The organism is Actinoplanes sp. NBRC 103695, from assembly GCF_030269485.1.
Classification (GTDB): Bacteria; Actinomycetota; Actinomycetes; order Mycobacteriales; family Micromonosporaceae; genus Actinoplanes.
Genome location: NZ_BSTL01000014.1, coordinates 1 through 18,347, shown reverse-complemented (window position 1 = coordinate 18,347; position 18,347 = coordinate 1). Strand labels below are relative to the sequence as shown.

At 69.9% G+C, this 18,347-nt stretch carries 16 protein-coding genes and 1 pseudogene; 12 read left to right on the top strand and 5 right to left on the bottom strand.

The window, feature by feature from the left end; translation table 11 throughout:
- Positions 1–31: 31 nt before the first annotated feature.
- The 6 genes from QSK31_RS25080 (at position 32) to QSK31_RS25055 (ending at position 7,466) form a co-directional block, all read left to right on the top strand.
- The gene (locus QSK31_RS25080) at positions 32–2,680 is read left to right on the top strand and encodes a putative bifunctional diguanylate cyclase/phosphodiesterase (protein ID WP_285686757.1); all 2,649 of its coding nucleotides are present in this window, start codon (positions 32–34) and stop codon (positions 2,678–2,680) included.
- Positions 2,681–2,763: 83 nt separating this feature from the next.
- The gene (pgi, locus tag QSK31_RS25075; protein ID WP_285686755.1) at positions 2,764–4,392 is read left to right on the top strand and encodes a glucose-6-phosphate isomerase; all 1,629 of its coding nucleotides are present in this window, start codon (positions 2,764–2,766) and stop codon (positions 4,390–4,392) included.
- Positions 4,382–5,464, top strand: a complete 1,083-nt coding sequence (locus QSK31_RS25070; protein WP_285686754.1) for a winged helix DNA-binding domain-containing protein — start codon at positions 4,382–4,384, stop codon at positions 5,462–5,464. The genes pgi and QSK31_RS25070 overlap by 11 nt, the downstream gene beginning before the upstream one ends.
- The gene (locus tag QSK31_RS25065) at positions 5,448–6,185 is read left to right on the top strand and encodes a PP2C family protein-serine/threonine phosphatase (RefSeq protein WP_285686753.1); all 738 of its coding nucleotides are present in this window, start codon (positions 5,448–5,450) and stop codon (positions 6,183–6,185) included. Before QSK31_RS25070 ends, QSK31_RS25065 begins: the two co-directional genes overlap by 17 nt.
- 51 nt (positions 6,186–6,236) lie before the next feature.
- Positions 6,237–6,764 carry a hypothetical protein gene (locus QSK31_RS25060; protein WP_285686752.1) on the top strand — a complete coding sequence of 176 codons (528 nt, stop codon included), beginning with the start codon at positions 6,237–6,239 and terminating at the stop codon, positions 6,762–6,764.
- Positions 6,765–6,785: 21 nt separating this feature from the next.
- Positions 6,786–7,466 (top strand): HD domain-containing protein, encoded by a 681-nt coding sequence (locus tag QSK31_RS25055; RefSeq protein ID WP_285686751.1) that lies wholly within the window; start codon positions 6,786–6,788, stop codon positions 7,464–7,466.
- A gap of 346 nt (positions 7,467–7,812) precedes the next feature.
- Here the strand turns inward: QSK31_RS25055 and QSK31_RS25050 are convergent, their stop codons facing one another.
- The 3 genes from QSK31_RS25050 to QSK31_RS25040 form a co-directional block, all read right to left on the bottom strand.
- A complete protein-coding gene (locus QSK31_RS25050) occupies positions 7,813–9,096 on the bottom strand; it encodes a carbohydrate-binding protein (protein WP_502873005.1) in 1,284 nt (427 codons plus the stop codon).
- Between the two features lie 350 nt (positions 9,097–9,446).
- Complete coding sequence (locus QSK31_RS25045) at positions 9,447–9,590, bottom strand: hypothetical protein (RefSeq protein WP_285686750.1); 144 nt, start codon at positions 9,588–9,590, stop codon at positions 9,447–9,449.
- Positions 9,587–9,913, bottom strand: a complete 327-nt coding sequence (locus QSK31_RS25040) for a beta/alpha barrel domain-containing protein (RefSeq protein ID WP_285686749.1) — start codon at positions 9,911–9,913, stop codon at positions 9,587–9,589. Before QSK31_RS25040 ends, QSK31_RS25045 begins: the two co-directional genes overlap by 4 nt.
- Positions 9,914–9,957: 44 nt before the next feature.
- On the opposite strand from QSK31_RS25040, the gene QSK31_RS25035 reads away from it, so the two are divergent.
- From QSK31_RS25035 to QSK31_RS49255, 6 genes and pseudogenes are all read left to right on the top strand, one after another.
- Positions 9,958–10,182 carry a hypothetical protein gene (locus QSK31_RS25035; protein ID WP_352244494.1) on the top strand — a complete coding sequence of 75 codons (225 nt, stop codon included), beginning with the start codon at positions 9,958–9,960 and terminating at the stop codon, positions 10,180–10,182.
- A complete protein-coding gene (locus QSK31_RS25030; protein ID WP_285686747.1) occupies positions 10,179–10,901 on the top strand; it encodes a CaiB/BaiF CoA transferase family protein in 723 nt (240 codons plus the stop codon). The genes QSK31_RS25035 and QSK31_RS25030 overlap by 4 nt, the downstream gene beginning before the upstream one ends.
- A 17-nt stretch (positions 10,902–10,918) precedes the next feature.
- Complete coding sequence (locus QSK31_RS25025) at positions 10,919–12,967, top strand: hydantoinase/oxoprolinase family protein (RefSeq protein WP_285686746.1); 2,049 nt, start codon at positions 10,919–10,921, stop codon at positions 12,965–12,967.
- A gap of 3 nt (positions 12,968–12,970) precedes the next feature.
- Positions 12,971–14,842: a hydantoinase B/oxoprolinase family protein gene (locus QSK31_RS25020; protein ID WP_285686745.1), complete on the top strand. Its 1,872-nt coding sequence runs from the start codon at positions 12,971–12,973 to the stop codon at positions 14,840–14,842.
- Positions 14,839–15,465, top strand: a complete 627-nt coding sequence (locus QSK31_RS25015; RefSeq protein WP_285686744.1) for an isochorismatase family protein — start codon at positions 14,839–14,841, stop codon at positions 15,463–15,465. The genes QSK31_RS25020 and QSK31_RS25015 overlap by 4 nt, the downstream gene beginning before the upstream one ends.
- A gap of 201 nt (positions 15,466–15,666) precedes the next feature.
- Positions 15,667–16,019: pseudogene (locus QSK31_RS49255) on the top strand (aconitase family protein); the annotation flags it as partial.
- 18 nt (positions 16,020–16,037) lie between these two features.
- Here QSK31_RS49255 and QSK31_RS25005 read toward each other — a convergent pair.
- Both QSK31_RS25005 and QSK31_RS25000 read right to left on the bottom strand, forming a co-directional pair.
- Positions 16,038–16,673 (bottom strand): leucine-rich repeat domain-containing protein, encoded by a 636-nt coding sequence (locus tag QSK31_RS25005; RefSeq protein WP_285686743.1) that lies wholly within the window; start codon positions 16,671–16,673, stop codon positions 16,038–16,040.
- A 22-nt stretch (positions 16,674–16,695) separates the two neighbouring features.
- The coding region (locus QSK31_RS25000) for a hypothetical protein (protein WP_285686742.1) at positions 16,696–18,347 on the bottom strand (1,652 nt) is incomplete at its 5' end.

Sequence of the window (18,347 nt, the reverse complement as noted above, 5' to 3'; positions counted from 1 at the left end):
GGCGGTCCGGCGACGGCGACGGGTCGAAACCGTGTCGATCCTGGTCCTCTTCGTGGCCGTCGCCGCCTGCCTGACCACCGGTCTCGGCGGGGCGACGTTCGGCCGCGACCTGTCGAACATCGTCATCGTCCTGACCGCCGTCGCGGCCGGAGTCGCGTGCCTGCTCAGCGCGGTCACCCGGCCGGGGCGGATGCGGTGGGCGTGGATCGGCATCGGCCTGGGCTCCCTGTCGTACGCGACCGGCGAAGCCCTCTGGACCTACCACGAGACCTTCCGTGGGCTCGACGTGCCGGTGCCCTCGGTGGCCGACGCCTTCTACCTGGGCATGGTTCCGCTCACCGCGGCCGGCCTGCTGCTCGTCCCGGTCGCCCAGCAGTCGGTCGCCAACCGGGTCCGCAGCGTCGTCGACGGCCTGATGGTCGCGGCGTCCCTGCTGCTGATCAGCTGGATCTTCGTGCTGCACCCGCTGCTGCGGACCGGCAGCGACTCGACGCTCGAGATGAACGTGCTGCTCGCATACCCGGTGTCGGACGTCATCCTCGTCACGGTCGTCCTCTACCTGCTCGCCATGCTGCGTCGCGGCGGGCAGGACTGGGCGCCGTTCATGCTGATCGGCACCGCCTCGGTGCTGCTCGGCCTCGCCGACAGCGTGTTCGCCTACCTCAGCCTGGACGACTCGTACGCCTCCGGCGGCGCCGTCGACGTCGGCTGGCTGGCCGGTTTCGTGCTCATCCTGCTGGCCGCCCGGCGCCCCGACATCCCCGCCACCGGGGAACACAGCGGCGCCACCGAGGACCAGCAGCCGTTCGCGATGGCCGTACCGTATGTCGCGGTCCTGGCCGCACTGATGGTCAGCGTCCTGCAGTACGCCCTGACCGGCCCGGACACCTTCGTCACGTGGACCCGCTCGGTGCTGATCGTGCTCATCGTCGGCCGGCAGATCCTCACCCTGCTGGAGAACCGGGCGCTGCAGAGACGGCTCGAGGAGCGGGTCGCCGGGCGTACCGCCGAACTCCAGGCCCGGGAGAATCGCTTCCGCGCGCTGGTGCAGCAGAGCTCCGACTCGGTGGCGGTGATCGACGCCGACAGCACGATCCTCTACCAGAGCGAGTCGGTCGAGCGGATCTTCGGCTTCCCGGTCGAGGAACTGCTCGGCATCCGGCTCAAGGACGCGGTCGGCCGGCGTACGGGCGCGCAGCTCGACGCGGCCATCGCGGCGGTCCTCGACCGGCCGCTGGCCACGATCGTGGTCGAGACGCTGCTGCCGCACTCCGACGGCCGCCGGCGGCTGGCCGAGGTGACCATCACCAACCTGCTGCACGACCCCACCGTCAACGGCCTGGTGCTCAACACCCGGGACATCCACGACGCCAAGGAGCTGCAGGACCAGCTCGTCCACGAGGCGTACCACGACACGCTGACCGCGCTGGCCAGCCGGGCGCTGTTCCAGGAGAGGCTGGACGCCGCCATCGACGACATGGCCATCCTCTTCCTCGACCTGGACGGCTTCAAGGAGGTCAACGACAGCCTCGGGCACGCCGCCGGCGACCAGCTGCTCATCCAGGTCGCCGACCGGCTGCGCGACTCGGTGCGCGACGGCGACACGGTCGCCCGGTTCGGCGGCGACGAGTTCGCCGTGCTGGTCGAGTCGGCCACCGCCATGGACGACGCCGAGGCGATCGCGCTGCGGATCATCGCCGCGCTGGCCGAGCCGTTCCCGGTCGGCGGCCGTGAGCTGCACGTCGGCGCCAGCATCGGCATCGCCTCGGCCGACGACGCCGGCGACGTCCAGCAGCTGCAGCGCAACGCCGACCTGGCCATGTACAAGGCCAAGGCGGCCGGCGGCAGCGGATTCGCGGTGTACGACCCGGCCATGCACGACGAGCTCGTCGAGCGTCTGGAGCTGGAGGCCGACCTGCGCCGCGCCCTGGAACGCGACGAGTTCACCCTGCACTACCAGCCCACCGTCGACCTGGCCGACGGCGCGATCACCGGCTTCGAGGCGCTGGTCCGCTGGCGCCACCCGGTCCGCGGGATCGTCTCGCCGCTCGAGTTCATCGGCATCGCCGAGACCACCGGGCTGATCGTGCCGCTCGGCCGCTGGGTGATGGCCGAGGCCTGCCGCCAGGCGGTCGCCTGGGGCGCGGGAACCACCCGCCGGCTCAAGATGGCGGTGAACGTCTCGGTACGCCAGTTCGACCACCACGACCTGGCCGAACTGGTCGCCGGGGTGCTCGCCGAGACCCGGATGCCCGCCGACCAGCTGTGCCTGGAGATGACCGAGAGCGTGGTGCTCACCGAGACCGACGAGAACCTGGCCCAGCTGCAGCGGGTCAAGGCGCTCGGGGTCACGCTGGCCATGGACGACTTCGGCACCGGGTACTCCTCGCTGGCCTACCTGCGGCGGTTCCCGATGGACGTACTCAAGATCGATCGCTCTTTCGTCGACCGGCTGGGCGGCGACGACGAGGACGTGGCGCTGGTCCGGACCATCGTGCGGCTGGGTCAGAGCCTCGGCATGCAGACCGTCGCCGAGGGCATCGAGAACGCGGTCCAGCTCCGGGCCCTGCGGGAGATGGCCTGCGACTTCGCGCAGGGTTACTACCTTTCCAAGCCGCTGCCCGCCGCCGAGGCCGGCGAGATCCTCGTCACCGGGATCCGGACACCCATCGCCGCCTGAGACTCTTCTCAGGGCGACGGCATCGGATTCGTGCCACGATGGGCGCGAGAGTCCGGGTTCCCATCGCAGGAGTGTCGAGCACAATGAGCGATCACGTTTCCGACAGCGCCGAGTGGCAGGCCGTCCAGGGCCTCGCGGAGAAATTCTCCGCCGTGCACCTGCGAGACCTGTTCGACAGTGATCCGGCGCGCGGCGAACGGCTCACCGGACAGGTCGCCGACCTGTACGTGGACTACAGCAAGAACCTGATCACCGACGAGGTGATCGCCGCGCTGGTGGCGCTGGGGGAGAAGGCGCGGCTGCGCGAGCGCGTCGCCGCGATGTTCGCAGGCTCGCACATCAACGTCACCGAGGACCGGGCCGTGCTGCACACCGCGCTGCGCCTGCCGCGCGACGCGAGCCTGGTGGTCGACGGCCAGGACGTGGTCGCCGACGTGCACGAGGTCCTCGACCGGATGGGCGACTTCAGCGACAAGGTGCGCTCCGGCGAGTGGCGCGGCGCCACGGGCGAGCGCATCGCCACCGTGGTCAACATCGGCATCGGCGGTTCCGACCTGGGGCCGGTAATGGCGTACGAGGCGCTGCGGGCGTACGCGGCGCCGGAGATCGAGTGCCGCTTCATCTCCAACATCGACCCCACCGACCTCTACGCCAAGACCCACGACCTGGACCCGGCGACCACCCTGTTCGTGATCGTGTCCAAGACGTTCGGCACGCAGGAGACGCTGACCAACGCCACCGAGGCCCGCAACTGGCTGCTGGAGAAATTGGGCGACGACTCGGCGGTCGCCAAGCACTTCGTCGCGGTCAGTACCAACGCCGACAAGGTCGCGGCGTTCGGCATCGACACGGCGAACATGTTCGGCTTCTGGGACTGGGTCGGCGGCCGCTACTCGCTGCCCTCCGCGGTCGGCCTGTCGGTGATGATCTCGATCGGCCGCGAGCAGTTCGCCGACCTGCTCGGCGGCTACCACGCCGTCGACGAGCACTTCCGCACCGAGCCGATCGAGCGCAACGTGCCGGCCCTGCTCGGCCTGCTCAACGTCTGGTACGACACGTTCCTCGGCGCCCAGTCGCACGCGATCCTGCCGTACTCGCAGTACCTGCACCGCTTCGCCGCGTACCTGCAGCAGCTCACCATGGAGAGCAACGGCAAGGCGGTCCGCCTCGACGGCTCCCCGGTCGGCTACCAGACCGGCGAGGTCTTCTGGGGCGAGCCCGGCACCAACGGCCAGCACGCCTTCTACCAGCTCATCCACCAGGGCACCAAGATGATCCCGGCGGACTTCATCGGGTTCAACGAGCCCAACCACGACATCGGCGGCATGCACGACCTGTTCATGTCCAACTTCTTCGCCCAGACCGCCGCGCTCGCCTTCGGCAAGACCCTGGAACAGGTCCAGGCGGAGGGTACGGACGCAGCCGTCGCCCCGCACCGTGTGATGCCCGGCAACCACCCGACCACCACGATCGTCGCGGACAAGCTGACGCCCAGCGTCCTCGGCCAGCTCATCGCCCTGTACGAGCACATCACGTTCACCCAGGGCACGGTCTGGCAGATCAACTCGTTCGACCAGTGGGGCGTCGAGCTCGGCAAGGTCATGGCCAACCAGCTCGCGCCGAAGCTGACCTCGCCCGAAACGCCCGCGACGGACCGGGACAGCTCCACGAACGCGCTGATCACGCGGTACCGTGCGGCGCGTGGCCGTTGATTCACTAGCCCTGCGCCTGCGCAGCCTGCTGCTCCGGGACCACCCCGGCGGACGTCCGGCCGACGTCGCCGGGGTGGTCCGCTGGTTCGGCGCGATGCAGGCGCAGGACATGGCGTCGGTGCTCTGGTCCCTGGGCGCGCGACTGCCGCTCACCTCCGGGGCGATCTCCACGGCGCTGGAGGACCGGTCCGTGGTGCGCACGTGGCCGATGCGCGGCACCGTCCACCTGGTCCCGTCGGCCGACGCGCGGTGGATGCTCGATCTCATGGGGGTGCGGGCGCTGGCCGGCGCCGCGAAACGCCGGGAGATCATCGGCCTCTCGGAGGCCGCCGCGGAGCGAGGGGTGGAGACGCTCGGCGAGGCCCTCGCCGGAGGTGGGCGGCTGACGCGGGCGGAGTGCCTGCGCACGCTCACCGAGGCGGGCATCGACGTCAGCGGTCAGCAGGGTTACCACATGCTCTGGTACGCGAGCCAGCGCGGCGTGACGGCCATCGCTCCGCACGTGGGCAAGGAGCAGACGTTCGTGCTCCTGGACGAGTGGGCGTCGTCGCCCGCCGCTCCGTCGCGTGAGGAGGCTCTGGGGATCATCGCCCTGCGGTACTTCCGCTCGCACGGTCCCGCCACGGTCGCCGACCTGGTCCGCTGGACGGGCCTGACCATCCGCGACTGCCGCGCGGGGGTCGCCGCCGCGGGCGACGCGCTCGTGACCCTTCCGGACGGCCAGATCCTCGACCGCGCGCTGCTTGCCTCCGAGCCGCCCGAACTGGACGACTGGCTGGCCCTGCCCGGCTTCGACGAGTACATGCTCGGCTACAAGGACCGCTCCCTGATGCTCTCCGACCCGTCCCACCTGAACGCGGTCGTCCCCGGCGGCAACGGCATCTTCCAGTCCACGATCGTCCGCGCAGGCGTCGTCGTGGCCACCTGGAAACGCACACTCGGCCCGAAGAAGGTCACGGTCACGGTGCAGCCCCTGGCGAAGATCAAGGTCGCCGACCGCAGACAGGTGACCGCCGCCCTCCAGCCGTACGCCGACTTCCTGGAGCTCGATCTCGATGTCCGCCGGCCCTGAGATCACCTGGACCACCGACGGCCTGACCCTGACGGCTGCCGCGGCCACCGTGGTCGGCTACCGCTACGACGCCAACTACGACGTCCTCCACCTGGACCCGGCCCGCCCCGTCGCGGTGGTGGCCGACGGCATGGGCGACGGCCCCGGCAGCGCCACCGCCGGCCGCACCGCGGTCGGCACCTTCATCGCGTCCGCCGCCCCCGGCCCGAAGGCCCTGCTCGCCGCCTGCGCCGAGGTCCAGCGAGCCGTCCACGCCGCCGGCCGCGACATCCCCGGCCTGACCGGCTGCACCCTGACCGCCTTCGTCGGCGACGGCGACCTGGCCTGGCTGGTGCAACTGGGCGACTCCCGCGCCTACCGGCTGCGCAACGGCCTCCTGGAGCTTCTGACCTCCGACCACACGATGGCCTGGCTGGGCATAGTCCACGGCTGGCTGACCCTCGACTCGGAGGCCGGCCACCGGGCGGGCTACCAGCTGACCCGCTACGCCGGCCACCCCGAGTCCCCGGCCCCCGACATCCTGGCCGTCCCCCTGCACCCCGGCGACCGCCTCCTGCTCTGCACCGACGGCGTCCACGGGCAGCTCTCCTACGAGCACCTCCAGGTCGCCCTGACGGCCGACCGCCCGCCCCATGCCACGGTGTCCCGCCTCCTGGCCGACACCCTCCAGACCGGCGAGGACAACGCCACCGCGATCCTCATCGACATTGCCCACCGCTGACCGCGCAGACCACACCGTCCATCCACTGCCGACGGCAGTAGGGTCGGGACGATGGACGACGGATTGGCCCAGTTGGCTGGTCTGCTCCGCGAACGCGACGCGATCGATCAGCGCATCGCGGAGATGACCGGCCGGTCGGCCAGGCAGAGTGACGTCGGCGAGTTCCTGGCCGCGCGCGTGTTCGACATCGACCTCGCACCGAGCACGATTCAGGCCGGCTACGACGGATGGTTCAGGTCCGGGCCGCTACGCGGCCGCACGGTCAACATCAAGACCTACGGAAGCGCGGCCGACGGAATCGACATCAGCTCGCACGGCTGCGACTACTACCTCGTGCTGAGCGGTCCACCCCGGCGGGCCGGAAACGCGAGACACCGCCGATGGTCACTCGCGTCGGTGTATCTGCTGGACAGCCGGCGACTACTTGCCGAGTTCGCGGCTCGCGGCGTCAAGGTGGGAATCGCGACCAGCATCCGTGCGGCCGATCTGGCAGCCGCTCGCCTCTATCCTGTACCGGCGGCGAATGCGCCGTTCCTGCTCGACGAACGGCAACATTCGATGCTCGGCTTGTTCTCCTGACCGGTTGAAGCTGGAGTGGCTGTGCTGGAGCGTGCTCTGACCGAACCGCCTCTGCGTGCTCTGCCCGCTGACGCCGCCGCGCTCCTGCGTGAACTGAACGCGCCGCCCAGGCTGGCCGCGCATCTGCGTGCCGTGCACGACGTCGCTGTCGAGCTTGTCGACTGGCTGGCGGCGCACCATCCGGCTGCGGCCTTCGACCGGCGGGCCGTTCTCTTCGGCGCCGCCACGCATGACATCGGCAAGACCGTGCATCCCGAGGAACTGTCGGCACCCGGGTCACGGCATGAGCGAGCTGGTCAGAAAGTTCTGCTGGACCTGGGATTCGAGCCGCGGCTGGCTCGCTTCGCGGCTACCCACGCCTCGTGGACCGCGCCCGGCCTCGAACTGGACGACCTGATCGTCAGCCTCGCCGACAAGGTCTGGAAAGCCAGGCGCGTGGCCGACCTGGAGGACCTCGTCGTGGGCTCGCTCGCCGGCGCGTCGGGCCGGGAGCCGTGGGCGGTCTTCCTCGGCCTCGACGAGCATCTCGAGCGCTTGGGCTCGGGTGCCGACTCCCGGCTCGCCTTCCAGAACGACTATTCGACGTCGGCGGCGCGGCGCTCCGGAGAGGCGCGGTCCGGTGCTGCCGTCCCATGCGTCGCGGCGAGGCGGGAACTGCGGAGCGCGTGGGCGGCGGCTGAGGGCGGCCGGTCCGGTGGTTGAGCTGAGCGTGAGCGGCCGCGGCCTGAGTCCGGTGCAGGTGGCCGACGGCGTCGGCGTAGTAGCGGGACTCCTCCAGGTGGAAGGCGATCTGGCGGGGTGACCAGGAGTCGCCGTCCCGGTGGTCGAGTTCCTCGGTGGACAGGCGGCGGAGGCGGACGTGGACGATCTGGGCCAGTCTGGTCGGCGGGGTCGCGCCGGTCGGTCACGGGCGTGTCGGACATGGCGTGAGGCTATCCACACCCCCCGACAAAAAGCGGGAGTGGGCAGCTCCGCCCGGAACGGGCGGCAAAGGCTTGGCCCACCGGAGAGGTCGCCGAGGTGGCGGGACTCCGGTGGGCCCGTACTCCTAACGGTTTTGAAGGGTTTTGACGTTGTCTCCGAAGGTCCAGCCGCGCGAGCCGTCCCAGTTCGCGGACCAGGTCATCAGGCCCTTGAGCTGGCCGTTGAAGGAGTTGTACGCCTGGGTGACCAGCGCGGTGGACATGTAGCCGCCGCCGGCTCCGGGCTGGGCGGGGAGGCCGGGGACCTGCTTGTCGTAGGGGACGCGGATGGTGACGCCCTGGATGACCAGGCCGTTGTTGAGGCACTGGGTCTGGGCGACGAAACCCTGGACGGTACCGGCGTTGTAGGAGTCGCCGCCGCAGCCGTACATGGAACCGTTGTAGTACTGCATGTTGAGCCACCAGAGGCGGCCGTTGTCGGCGTACTTCTTGATGATCGGCAGGTACGCGCCCCAGATCGAGCCGTAGACGACGCTGCCGCCGGTCACGTAGGCGGTCTCGGGGGCCATCGTCAGGCCGAAGCCGGAGGGCATCCGGGCCAGCACGCCGTCGATGATGCGGATCAGGTTGGCCTGGGACGCGGACAGGGTGGTGAAGGTGCCGCTGCCGGTCAGGCCGGTCTCGATGTCGATGTCGATGCCGTCGAAGTGGTAGGTCTGCAGGATCGGCACGATGGTGCTGATGAAGCGGTCGGCGACCGTGCTCGAGTTGAGGTCGATGCCGGCCGTGGCGCCGCCGATGGAGAGCAGCAGCGTTTTGCCGGAGGCCTTCGCGGCGCACATCTCCGCCGGGGTGGCCACGCGGACGCCGGCGTCCATGCCGTCCTCCCACAGGGCGGTGCCGTCGGAGCGGATCACCGGGAACGCCGCGTTGAGCACGTTGTAGCCGTGTTGGCCGAGACGCGAGTCGGTGATCGGGATCCAGCCGAGGCCGGGGTGGACGCTGGTGCCGTCCCAGTTCTCCCAGTAACCCTGGAGCACCTTGCCGGCCGGTCTCGGACGCTGGCCGCAGCCCGAGGGCGGCGGGTCGGTCGGCGGCGGGTCGGACGGGGGCGGATCACTGGGCGGCGGGTCGCTGGGACCTGGCGTGCAGGCGCCGAGGTCACGCCACAGGCTGGGAGTGGCCGCCGGGTTCCAGCCCGCGCCGGGGTGGGCGGTGTGGGTGACCAGCGCCTGGTACTGGCGGGCCTGGTAGGTGACCTGGGCGCCGGCGGTGTAGGTGTTGCCCTCGGCCCAGGTGGGGGCGGTGCAGGTCACGGCGGCGGACGCGGGGGCGTACGCCATCACCGCCGTCGCGGCCACGGTCATCGTCGCGGCCGCCAGCAGAGATATCCATCGACGTCGTCGCATGACGTTATCGTCATACTCATGACAATAAATATCAAGGCTTCTTAACAGTACGCATGAGACGGGCGGTTTCGCCGACCGGGATGTCGTGGTTCGCGCCGCCTGCCACCTCCACGTGGGTCGCATCCGACGATCAACGCCGCCAACTCCTTGAGTACGGGTATCGCCCCGGCGCCGACCATGACCAGAGCCGGCACGGTCAGGGGCGGCGGCTCGGTCCGTGGGCCTGGCCCTGCTCTGGCACCGCATCCGCGGCCGCGAACGGGCCCGCCCCGAGTCCGGTCTCCGAGGCGCGGCCCTGCTGCTGAGCATCTTCGGCATCATCGCGATCGTGGTCGGCATCCAGGGCCTGTTCACCCCGGACCGACCTGAACGTGGGTCCGTCCGCTCCCGCCGGCGATCGCGGAAAGCGTGGCGGTCGCGGAGACCACGGCCTGGGGGAGCTGGATGGACTTGATCTGAGCCTCGCCGAGTGACGTGAGGACGGCGGCTTTCACGCCAGATCTCCCGGGATGTTGCCGGTGGCGTTGGGGGCGAACGGGCAGCCGAAGCTCGCGCCGACGGTGGCGGTGACGCCCAGGTCGCCGTCGTGCGCCCGCTCGCTGATGGCGGCGAACGAGCCCACCGCCCCGGCGATCGACATACCCTGGTTGCGCTGGCAGAACGTCTCCGTCGCGACGACGATCGCGTTGACCTCGTCCACGCCCGCGGCGAGCGCGCGGTCGAGGCCGCGCTGGTTCACCACGAGCCCGATGTAGCGCACGTCGGGCCGGCGGGGCACGCCCGCCATGACCGCCTCGGCGTCGGCCGTCTGCGGCACCCGACGAGGCGGCCCGGCGGCGCAGCACCGACCACCACCTCGAGATCGTGGCCGCTCTCCGTGCCCGCGACGCCGACCGGGCCGAGGCGGTCATGCACGCGCACCTGTTGTCGGCCCGGGCGTCGCTGCTCGGCCCCCGGCAGCGCCGGACCCAACCCACCGACCGAGGAGACGGGCTGAGCGACTGCACCGAGCGGCAACCAGCCGGACAAGACGACGGCCTCGCAGGCGAGGGCCGGGAGCGCATGCCTATGGAGGCTCGAGCATGAGTGAAGCCCTTGACCGCGGCATGCCGTTGCAGGACGTCCGAGTGATCGAGCTCGGTCAGCTGCCGGCGGGCCCGTTCTGCGGCCAGCTGATGGGCGACTTCGGCGCCGTGATCATCAAGGTCGAGGACCCCAAGGCGGGCGACCCGATGCGCCAGTGGGGCCGGGAGAAGCCGTACGGCAGGTCGCTGTGGTGGCCGGTCGTCGCCCGCAACAAGAAGTCGGTCACCGCCGACCTGCGCTCACCTGAGGGCCAGGACCTGGTCCGCAAGCTGGCCGCCAAGGCCGACGTCCTCCTGGAGAACTTCCGGCCGGGCACCCTGGAGCGCTGGAACCTGTCCCCGGAGCGGCTCTGGGAGATCAACCCCCGCCTGATCGTCACCCGGGTGACCGGCTACGGCCAGACCGGTCCGTACGCCTTCGGCGCCGACGAGCTGCTCGACGCGCTGCACCAGGCCGGCGTGCCGGCCGGGCGCATCTACAAGGCCGGGGACATGTTCGCCGACCCCCACTTCGCGGCGCGCGAGGCGATCGTCACGGTGCCCGACGCCGAGCTGGGCGACCTGCCCATGCAGAGCGTCTTCCCGAAGCTCTCGGCCACCCCGGGCAAGGTTCGCTCGACCGGGCCGGCGCTGGGGTCCAGCAACGACGAGATCTACCGGGGCCTGCTCGGCCTCGGCGACGACGACCTGGGCCGGCTCTCGGCGGCCGGCGTCATCTGAGACTGAGGGAGGCGCGGATGCGATACCGATTGGGCGTTGATGTCGGCGGCACGTTCACCGACATCCTTCTCATCGACGAGGACAGCGGCGAGTCGTACCGCGCCAAGACCCCGTCCACACCGCAGGACCAGTCGATCGGCGTGCTGAACGGCATCGAGAAGGTCTGCGCGGCGGCGAACACCTCACTGTCCGAGATCGGGCAGGTGCTGCACGGCACGACGGTGGCGACCAACGCGATCCTGGAGGGCAAGGGCGCCCGGGTCGGGCTGGTCACCACCGACGGGTTCCGGCAGGTGCTGCAGATCGCGCGGTCGTTCGTACCCGGTGGCCTGGCCGGCTGGATCATCTGGCCCAAGCCCGAGCCGCTGGCGGCCCTGGAGAACACGGTCGAGGCGATCGAGCGGATCGGCGCCGACGGCGAGATCGTCACCGTGCTCGACGAGGAGGACATCCGGGTCAAGCTGCGTACGCTGCGCGAGGCCGGCATCGAGGCCCTGGCGGTGGCGCTGATCAACTCGTACGTGGACGCGCGCCACGAGAAGCGGATCGGTGAGATCGCCGCGGAGGAGCTGCCCGGCGTGCCGGTGTCGCTGTCCGGTTCCGTCCTGCCCGAACTGCGCGAGTACGAGCGGACCATCACCACGGTCGCCAACGCGTACGTGCAGCCGCAGGCCGGCCGCTACCTGGCCAACATGGCCGGCAAGATCGACCGGAAGCTCTACATCCTGCGCAGCGACGGCGGCCTGTCCAACGCCGGCGCGGCCACCGACAACCCGGTGACGATGCTGCTCTCCGGCCCGGCCGGCGGTGTCAGCGGCGCGGTCTGGGCGGCCACCCAGGCCGGGTTCAGCGACCTGCTGACCTTCGACATGGGCGGCACCTCGACCGACGTGGCGCTGGTGCAGGACGGCATCCCGCGGATCGGCCGGGAGACCCAGGTCGGCGACCTCAAGGTGCGCTCCTCGTCGGTGGACGTGCGGACGGTCGGCGCCGGCGGCGGCTCGATCGCCCACGTGCCCGCGCTGACCAAAGCGTTGCGTGTCGGCCCGCAGTCGGCCGGCGCCGACCCGGGCCCGGCCGCGTACGGCAAGGGCGGTCAGGAGCCGACCGTGACCGACGCCAACGTGGTGCTCGGTCATCTGCCCGGCGAGCTGGCCGGCGGCGAGATCTCGATGGACGCGGCGGCGGCCCGGACGGCGGTCGCCACGGTCGCCGACGCGATGGGCCTGGGCTCGCCGGAGGCGGCGGCCGCGGGCATCGTCGACATCGTCAACGAGAACATGTTCGGCGCGCTGCGGCTGGTCTCGGTGCAGCAGGGGTACGACCCCCGCGACTTCGCGCTGGTCGCGTTCGGCGGCGCCGGACCGTTGCACGCCAACGCGCTGGGCAGGCTGACCGGGGCGTGGCCGGTGATCATCCCGCCGTCGCCGGGCGTGCTGTGCGCGTACGGCGACGCCACCACCGGACTGCGCGACGAGTCCGCCCGCACGTACATCAGGAAGTTCTCCGACCTGACCGACGACGAGCTGCGCGGCATCTTCGCGGAGCTGGCCGGGAGCGCGGCGGCCACCGTCACCGCGGAGGGCGTCGACCCGGCCGACCAGACGGTCAGCTACCAGGTCGACATCCGTTACCACGGCCAGGGTTTCGAGATCACCGTGCCGGCCGACGTCACCGCGTTCGACGGCCGGGGCGGCGGGCTCGAAGCGCTGGCCAAGGCGTTCGACACTGAGCACGAGCGGCTGTTCTCCTTCCTGCTCAAGAACGAGCAGGAGCTGGTCGCCGTCCGCGCCGCGGTCTCCGGGCCGCGCCCGCACGTGAAGGCCACCGAGCTGGCGGCCGGGGCCGAGGACCCGTCGGCCGCGGCCCGCACCACCACGACCGTGTACGTCGACGGCGCCTCGACCGAGGCCACCGTCTACGACCGTGGCCGGCTGCTGGCCGGCAACGTCGTCCAGGGACCGGCGATCGTCACCGAGATGGACAGCACCACGCTGGTCCTGCCGGGACACGCCGCCACCGTGCACCCCAGCGGGTGCCTCCTGATCCGCCCGTTGGGGGAGTGAGCCATGGCAGAGACCATCGAGACCGCGACCAGCCCGGTGACCCGGGTCGACGTCGACCCGGTGACGCTGGACATCATCGAGAACGCGCTGCGCAACGCCCGCTACGAGATGGACGAGGTGCTGTTCCGGACCGCGCTGTCGCCGGGCATCCGTGAGCAGCACGACGAGTTCCCGCTGATCGGCGACCCCGAGGGCAAGATGGTCGTCGGCCAGTTCGGCCTCTCGATCCCGGCGCTGCTCGGCCGGTTCGAGGGCACCATCGAAGAGGGCGACGTGCTGCTCACGTCCGACCCGTACTCCTGCGACGGCGCGATCAGCCACGCCAACGACTGGCTGGTGGTGATGCCGATCTACTTCGACGGCCGGGTGGTCGGCTGGTCGTCGATGTTCGGGCACATGTCCGACGTCGGCGGCAAGACGGTCAGCTCGATGCCGACCGACGCGCACACCATCTTCGAGGAGGGTGTGATCATCCCGCCCTTCAAGCTGTACAGCGGCGGGGTGCTCAACGAGGACGCGCTGCGGATCATCCTCAACCAGGTGCGGCAGCCGGACTGGAACCGGGCCGACCTGAACGGCATCGTGGCGGCCTGCCGCACCGCGTCCCGCCGGATCCAGGAGCTGTGCGCGCGGTTCGGCGTGGACACGTACACGTCGGCATTGGACGCCCTTCTCGACCGGAACTACCAGGCGATGAAGGTGCTGCTGCGGACCGTGTTCGCGGACGGCGAGAAGATCAGCTTCTCGGACTGGATCTGTGACGACGGCGTCGGCTTCGGGCCGTACCAGGTGACCCTGTCGCTCACCCGGACCGGCGACAAGGTGCTCCTGGACTTCACCGGCAGCTCGCCGCAGTCGCCCGGACCGATCAACTACTACATCAACGAGAACCTCGCCAAGATGTTCTTCGGGATCTACATGATCACCGTGGCGGACCCGCAGATCCTCTGGAACGACGGGTTCTATCCGCTGATCGACGTGGTGATCCCGGACAAGTCGTTCTGGAAACCGGACTTCCCGGCCGCGCTGAACGCCCGCAACCACGGCATCGGGCGCATCTTCGACCTGTTCGGCGGCCTGCTCGGCCAGAAGAACCCGGACCTGCTGAACGCGGCCGGCTTCTCCTCCTCGCCGCACTTCATGTATTCCGGCAACTACGCGGACGGCGAGCGCAAGGGTGAGTGGTTCCAGCTCTACTCGATCGGGTTCGGCGGCATCCCCGGGCGGCCGATCGGCGACGGGCCGGACGGGCACTCGCTGTGGCCGTCGTTCGTCAACATCCCGTGCGAGTACCTGGAGTCCTACTACCCGCTGCGCATCGAGCGGTGGGAGACGGTCGCCGACACCGGCGGCGCCGGACTGCACCGGGGTGGCAACGGCGTGGACGTGGCCTACCGCTTCCTGCAGCCGGGCACCATCGCCATCCACGACGACCGCTGGCTCACGTACCCCTGGGGTGTGAACGGCGGTGACCCGGGCGCCCGCGGCCGGAAGTGGGTCGACCGGGCCGACGGAACCCGAGAGATCCTGCCCAGCAAGGTGCACGACGTGGCGGTCGCCAAGGGCGACGTGCTGCACTTCGTCACCTGGGGCGGCGGCGGCTGGGGCGACCCCTTGGCCCGCGACCCCGACCTGGTCGCGCTCGAGGTCCGGCGCGGGCTCGTCTCGGCCGAGGGCGCCGCACGGTACGGCGTGGTGCTGGGCGCTGACGGGTCGGTGGACATCGGGGCCACGGACGAGCTTCGTGCTCGGCTGCGGTCGGAGCGGCCGGAGAAGCCGCCCGTCTTCAACATGGGCCCGCCGATGGCGGAGATCCTGGCCAATTGTCTGGCCGAGACCGGTCTGCCGGCACCGAAGGCTCCGGCTTCGGCATGAGCGATCTGAACGACGACTACGAGGGCGCCGGCTTCGGGCAGAAGCTGGACTGGGGCCTTTCGCCGGCCGTGCTGGTGATTGACATGGTCCGGGCCTACTTCGAGCCCGGCGCCGAGCTCTACATGGGGTCTTGTGAGTGCTTGGAGTCCGCCGCCCGCGTTGTCGACGCGGCGCGCAGGGCCGGCGTACCCGTCATCTTCACGAGGGTGGTCTACGGGCCCGGCGGTGTCGACGGTGGCCTCTTCTTCAAGAAGGTCGGCGCGCTCCGGCACTTCGTCGAGGGCTCCGGCAGCAACCTCGGGGAGATCATGCCGGTGCTGGGTCCTGCCGAGAACGACCTGGTGATCACCAAGCAGTACGCGAGCGCGTTCTTCGGCACCACGCTGGCCAGCACTCTGGCCGCGGCGAAGATCGACACGCTGCTGGTCTGCGGGGTCAGCACGAGCGGATGCGTACGGGCCTCGGCGGTCGACGCCATCTCGTACGGCTTCCTGCCGATCGTGATCCGCCAGGCCGTCGGCGACCGCGACCCCCGCCCGCACGAGGCGAACCTGTTCGACATGGCGGCCAAGTACGCCGAGGTGTGGGACGAGGACGCCGTGCTGAAGAGGCTCGCCTCGTGAGGCCGTCGAGAAGTACGCGGTCGCGGCGGTCTGGGTCTTGATCATCGCGTTCTTCTCGTGGCGCTCGGACACCTTTCGGGTCGCTGTCCACGGTGAAGCTGATCCTCAGCACCCAGACGGTCATCCTGATCGCCGCGCTGGGCGTGATGCTGTCGCTGGCCGTCCAGGAGTTCGACCTGTCAATCGGCATACGCCGGCGTCGTTCCGTTCCCCGGGGACTTCCCGATCCCACCCAGCGCGACGCCGCTTCGGCCGCCCTGCGCTACATGGACCTGACGCCCGGCGCAGCCGTCCGGGACATCCCGGTCGACACTCGTCATCGGCAACTGCACCAACGGCCGCATCGAGGACCTGCGCGCCGCGGCCGACGTGCTCCGGGGCCGTTCGGTGGCTTCCAGTGTCTCCATGCTCGTGGTGCCCGCAGCGCGTCCACGTCCAACCGCAACTTCGAGGGCCGGCGGGGCCTGGGCGCCCGCACCCACCTGGTCAGCCCGCCGGTGGCCGCGGCGACCGCCGTGACCGGCCACCTCACCGCCCCCGGTGATCTGACCTAGCCGGTCTGCCAGGTGTCCTCACCCTTTCGCGAAGAGCGCGTTGACGCCGGCCGGATCGTCGGTCAGCAGGCGGTCGATCTCCGCTGCGGAGACGACGACGTGGCCGAAGGCGGGCGAGTCGGTGTGATCCAGGCCGGGACTGACCAGGCGCAGTTTGCCCTGCGTGCGGTAGACGCTGAACGGCAGGCCGGCGGCGCGCAACCGCAGGGTGAGCTGCCAGTCCGCGCGCGTCGAACACTGCACGAACTTTCCCTGCGCCTGCAGCTTGGGCACCACCTGGTGGAACGAGTCGTCGGTGATCGGGTTGCCCACCACGTCGACGATCCCGAGGCTGGGCATCTGCAGCAGCGGCCGAAGATCGGCGACGAGGTTGCGCGAGAGGATGAAGGACCCGAGCCGGGGATGGCCGGCCAGACCCTCGATCGACGTCAGTCCGCTGTCGGAGATCTCGAGGACCTCGAGGTGCGGGAGGCCGGCGAGGTGGCCGACGTCGAGGTCGCCGCACCCCGACAGGGACAGGATCTCCAGACTCGAACAACGCTCGATGCCGGCCAGATCGCGCACGCCCATGGCCGCGAGCTTGGTGAGCGCCGGCCACTCGGCCTCGTTCGCCGGCAGCTTCCTGAGCAGGACCGGATCCAACGTCCCCGTCATGGTGTCAACAGATCCTTTCAGGTCAACCCGAAATGGCCTTGGCCGCGCGCTCGAAGTCTTCCACAACCTGCAGGAAATTCAGGCGGTGGTGACCGCAGAGGTCTTCGACGCTGAGCCCGGGCTTGCGCTCGATGCTTATCAATTTTCCTTCCGGAGTCGCCGTCACCAGTTTGTAGGTCGCGTCGATGATGCGTCCCCGCAGTTCGGGCGCAATGGTGGCAGAATCACCGTTCCACATCAGGTGACCTGCCAACAGGTGATGCGTCATGATCTTCATGAACTGACCAGCGCTCCCCTGTGGATGATCACGGGTGAACCGGTCGAAGTAACCGCGCAAGGTGTCGTGCCAGTAGCCGTCGCGGCCGTTGAACATCGGGCTGCGGCCGTCGAAGAACGTGCCGACGTGGACGTGCAACTCGTCCTTGCCCAGCGGGCCGGTGATCGGCTTCAGGGTGAGTTCCCAGATCACGTGGCTGGTGAACGACCGGAAGGCGTCGTGCAGCCTGATCCAGTCGGCGGCCCGCTTGGCGTTCTGGGCGACGGCGTTCCTGCTCCCACCGCTGACGGCGAACTCCAGCACATTCGGGATGTAGTTCGTGGGAATCCACTCGTGCTTTCCACCGTCCGCCTCGCGGAACTGATTTTTGATCCAGTCGCGCGAATTGGTGTCCTTCGTCCAGAGCTCCTTGAACTTCGCGAAATCGATGCCACCGATCGTCGCACCCTGGCCGATGGCCTCGAGGAATCCGATGATCCTGCCGTTCACGGCGGCCACGAGGTCCGGGTCGGCGTCCTTGTCGCGCACCGGGAAGGGGTCGAACCGGCCGTAATGGCCGTCACCGGGCACGAAGGCCATCCGCTCATACAGTTCGTTCCCCGGATTCGCGGCGAGCACATCCGGCCGGAGCCGGGCCGCCGCGAGCCTGCCGACCCGGCCGACCAGTTCCACCCGGACGGTGCTCTTGTTCCCGAACACCTCCGTCACCCAGGCGTTGTCCCCGGCCGGGTCGTTGGGGCGCCCGGCGAAGAACTTGCGGTAGATGGTGTCGGCGACCGGCTCCGCGGATGCCCATTCGACGGCCTGCTGCTTCTCCTTGTCGAGAACGCTGGTGTCACCCCAGAGCTTGGCGCGGCCCAGCTGACGCTTCCACCAGTCGTCGAACACGCGATCGAGGAAAGTCCTGCTCCTCGCCGGAGCGCTCTTGATGACCTGTGCCCGGCGTTCCTCCTCGATCGTCGGGTCGAGGTTCTTCGCCCGGGACTTCGCCCGGGCGGACGGGTTGACCTTGCCGACCGCCGTCCAGTTCTCGCCGTCGGGCACGACGTCGAGGGAGGCCAGGCCGTACCGGATGCGGATCGCGGCGAGCATCGGGGTCACGACCGCCTTCGTGACCGGTCGCCCGGCATAGCGGTCGAGTACCTTGACCGCGGCGGCCATGCCCGCATCGAGGCGTTTCTGTTTGCCCGCGGGGGAGTCGTCCCCACCACGTGCCTTGGCCTTGAGTTTGGCCCAGATTTTCTTGCCGAGTCCGACGATCTTTCCGACGACCCAGTCGACGGCCTTCATCACCGGCTTCGACAGCGCCTGGAAGAACGACTTCACCTTGGTGGCGATGCCGCCGATGCCGAGGATGGCGGCGAGCGCGCCGATGAGGACGGGGATGGATTTGGCGA

Coding starts and splice junctions, on each gene's coding strand:
- QSK31_RS25030 (WP_285686747.1), top strand. CDS start 10,179: ATGAGTGAAGCCCTTGACCGCGGCATGCCGTTGCAGGACGTCCGAGTG.
- QSK31_RS25015 (WP_285686744.1), top strand. CDS start 14,839: ATGAGCGATCTGAACGACGACTACGAGGGCGCCGGCTTCGGGCAGAAG.
- pgi (WP_285686755.1), top strand. CDS start 2,764: ATGAGCGATCACGTTTCCGACAGCGCCGAGTGGCAGGCCGTCCAGGGC.
- QSK31_RS25065 (WP_285686753.1), top strand. CDS start 5,448: ATGTCCGCCGGCCCTGAGATCACCTGGACCACCGACGGCCTGACCCTG.
- QSK31_RS25005 (WP_285686743.1), bottom strand. CDS start 16,673: ATGACGGGGACGTTGGATCCGGTCCTGCTCAGGAAGCTGCCGGCGAAC.
- QSK31_RS25025 (WP_285686746.1), top strand. CDS start 10,919: ATGCGATACCGATTGGGCGTTGATGTCGGCGGCACGTTCACCGACATC.
- QSK31_RS25060 (WP_285686752.1), top strand. CDS start 6,237: ATGGACGACGGATTGGCCCAGTTGGCTGGTCTGCTCCGCGAACGCGAC.
- QSK31_RS25050 (WP_502873005.1), bottom strand. CDS start 9,096: ATGCGACGACGTCGATGGATATCTCTGCTGGCGGCCGCGACGATGACC.
- QSK31_RS25020 (WP_285686745.1), top strand. CDS start 12,971: ATGGCAGAGACCATCGAGACCGCGACCAGCCCGGTGACCCGGGTCGAC.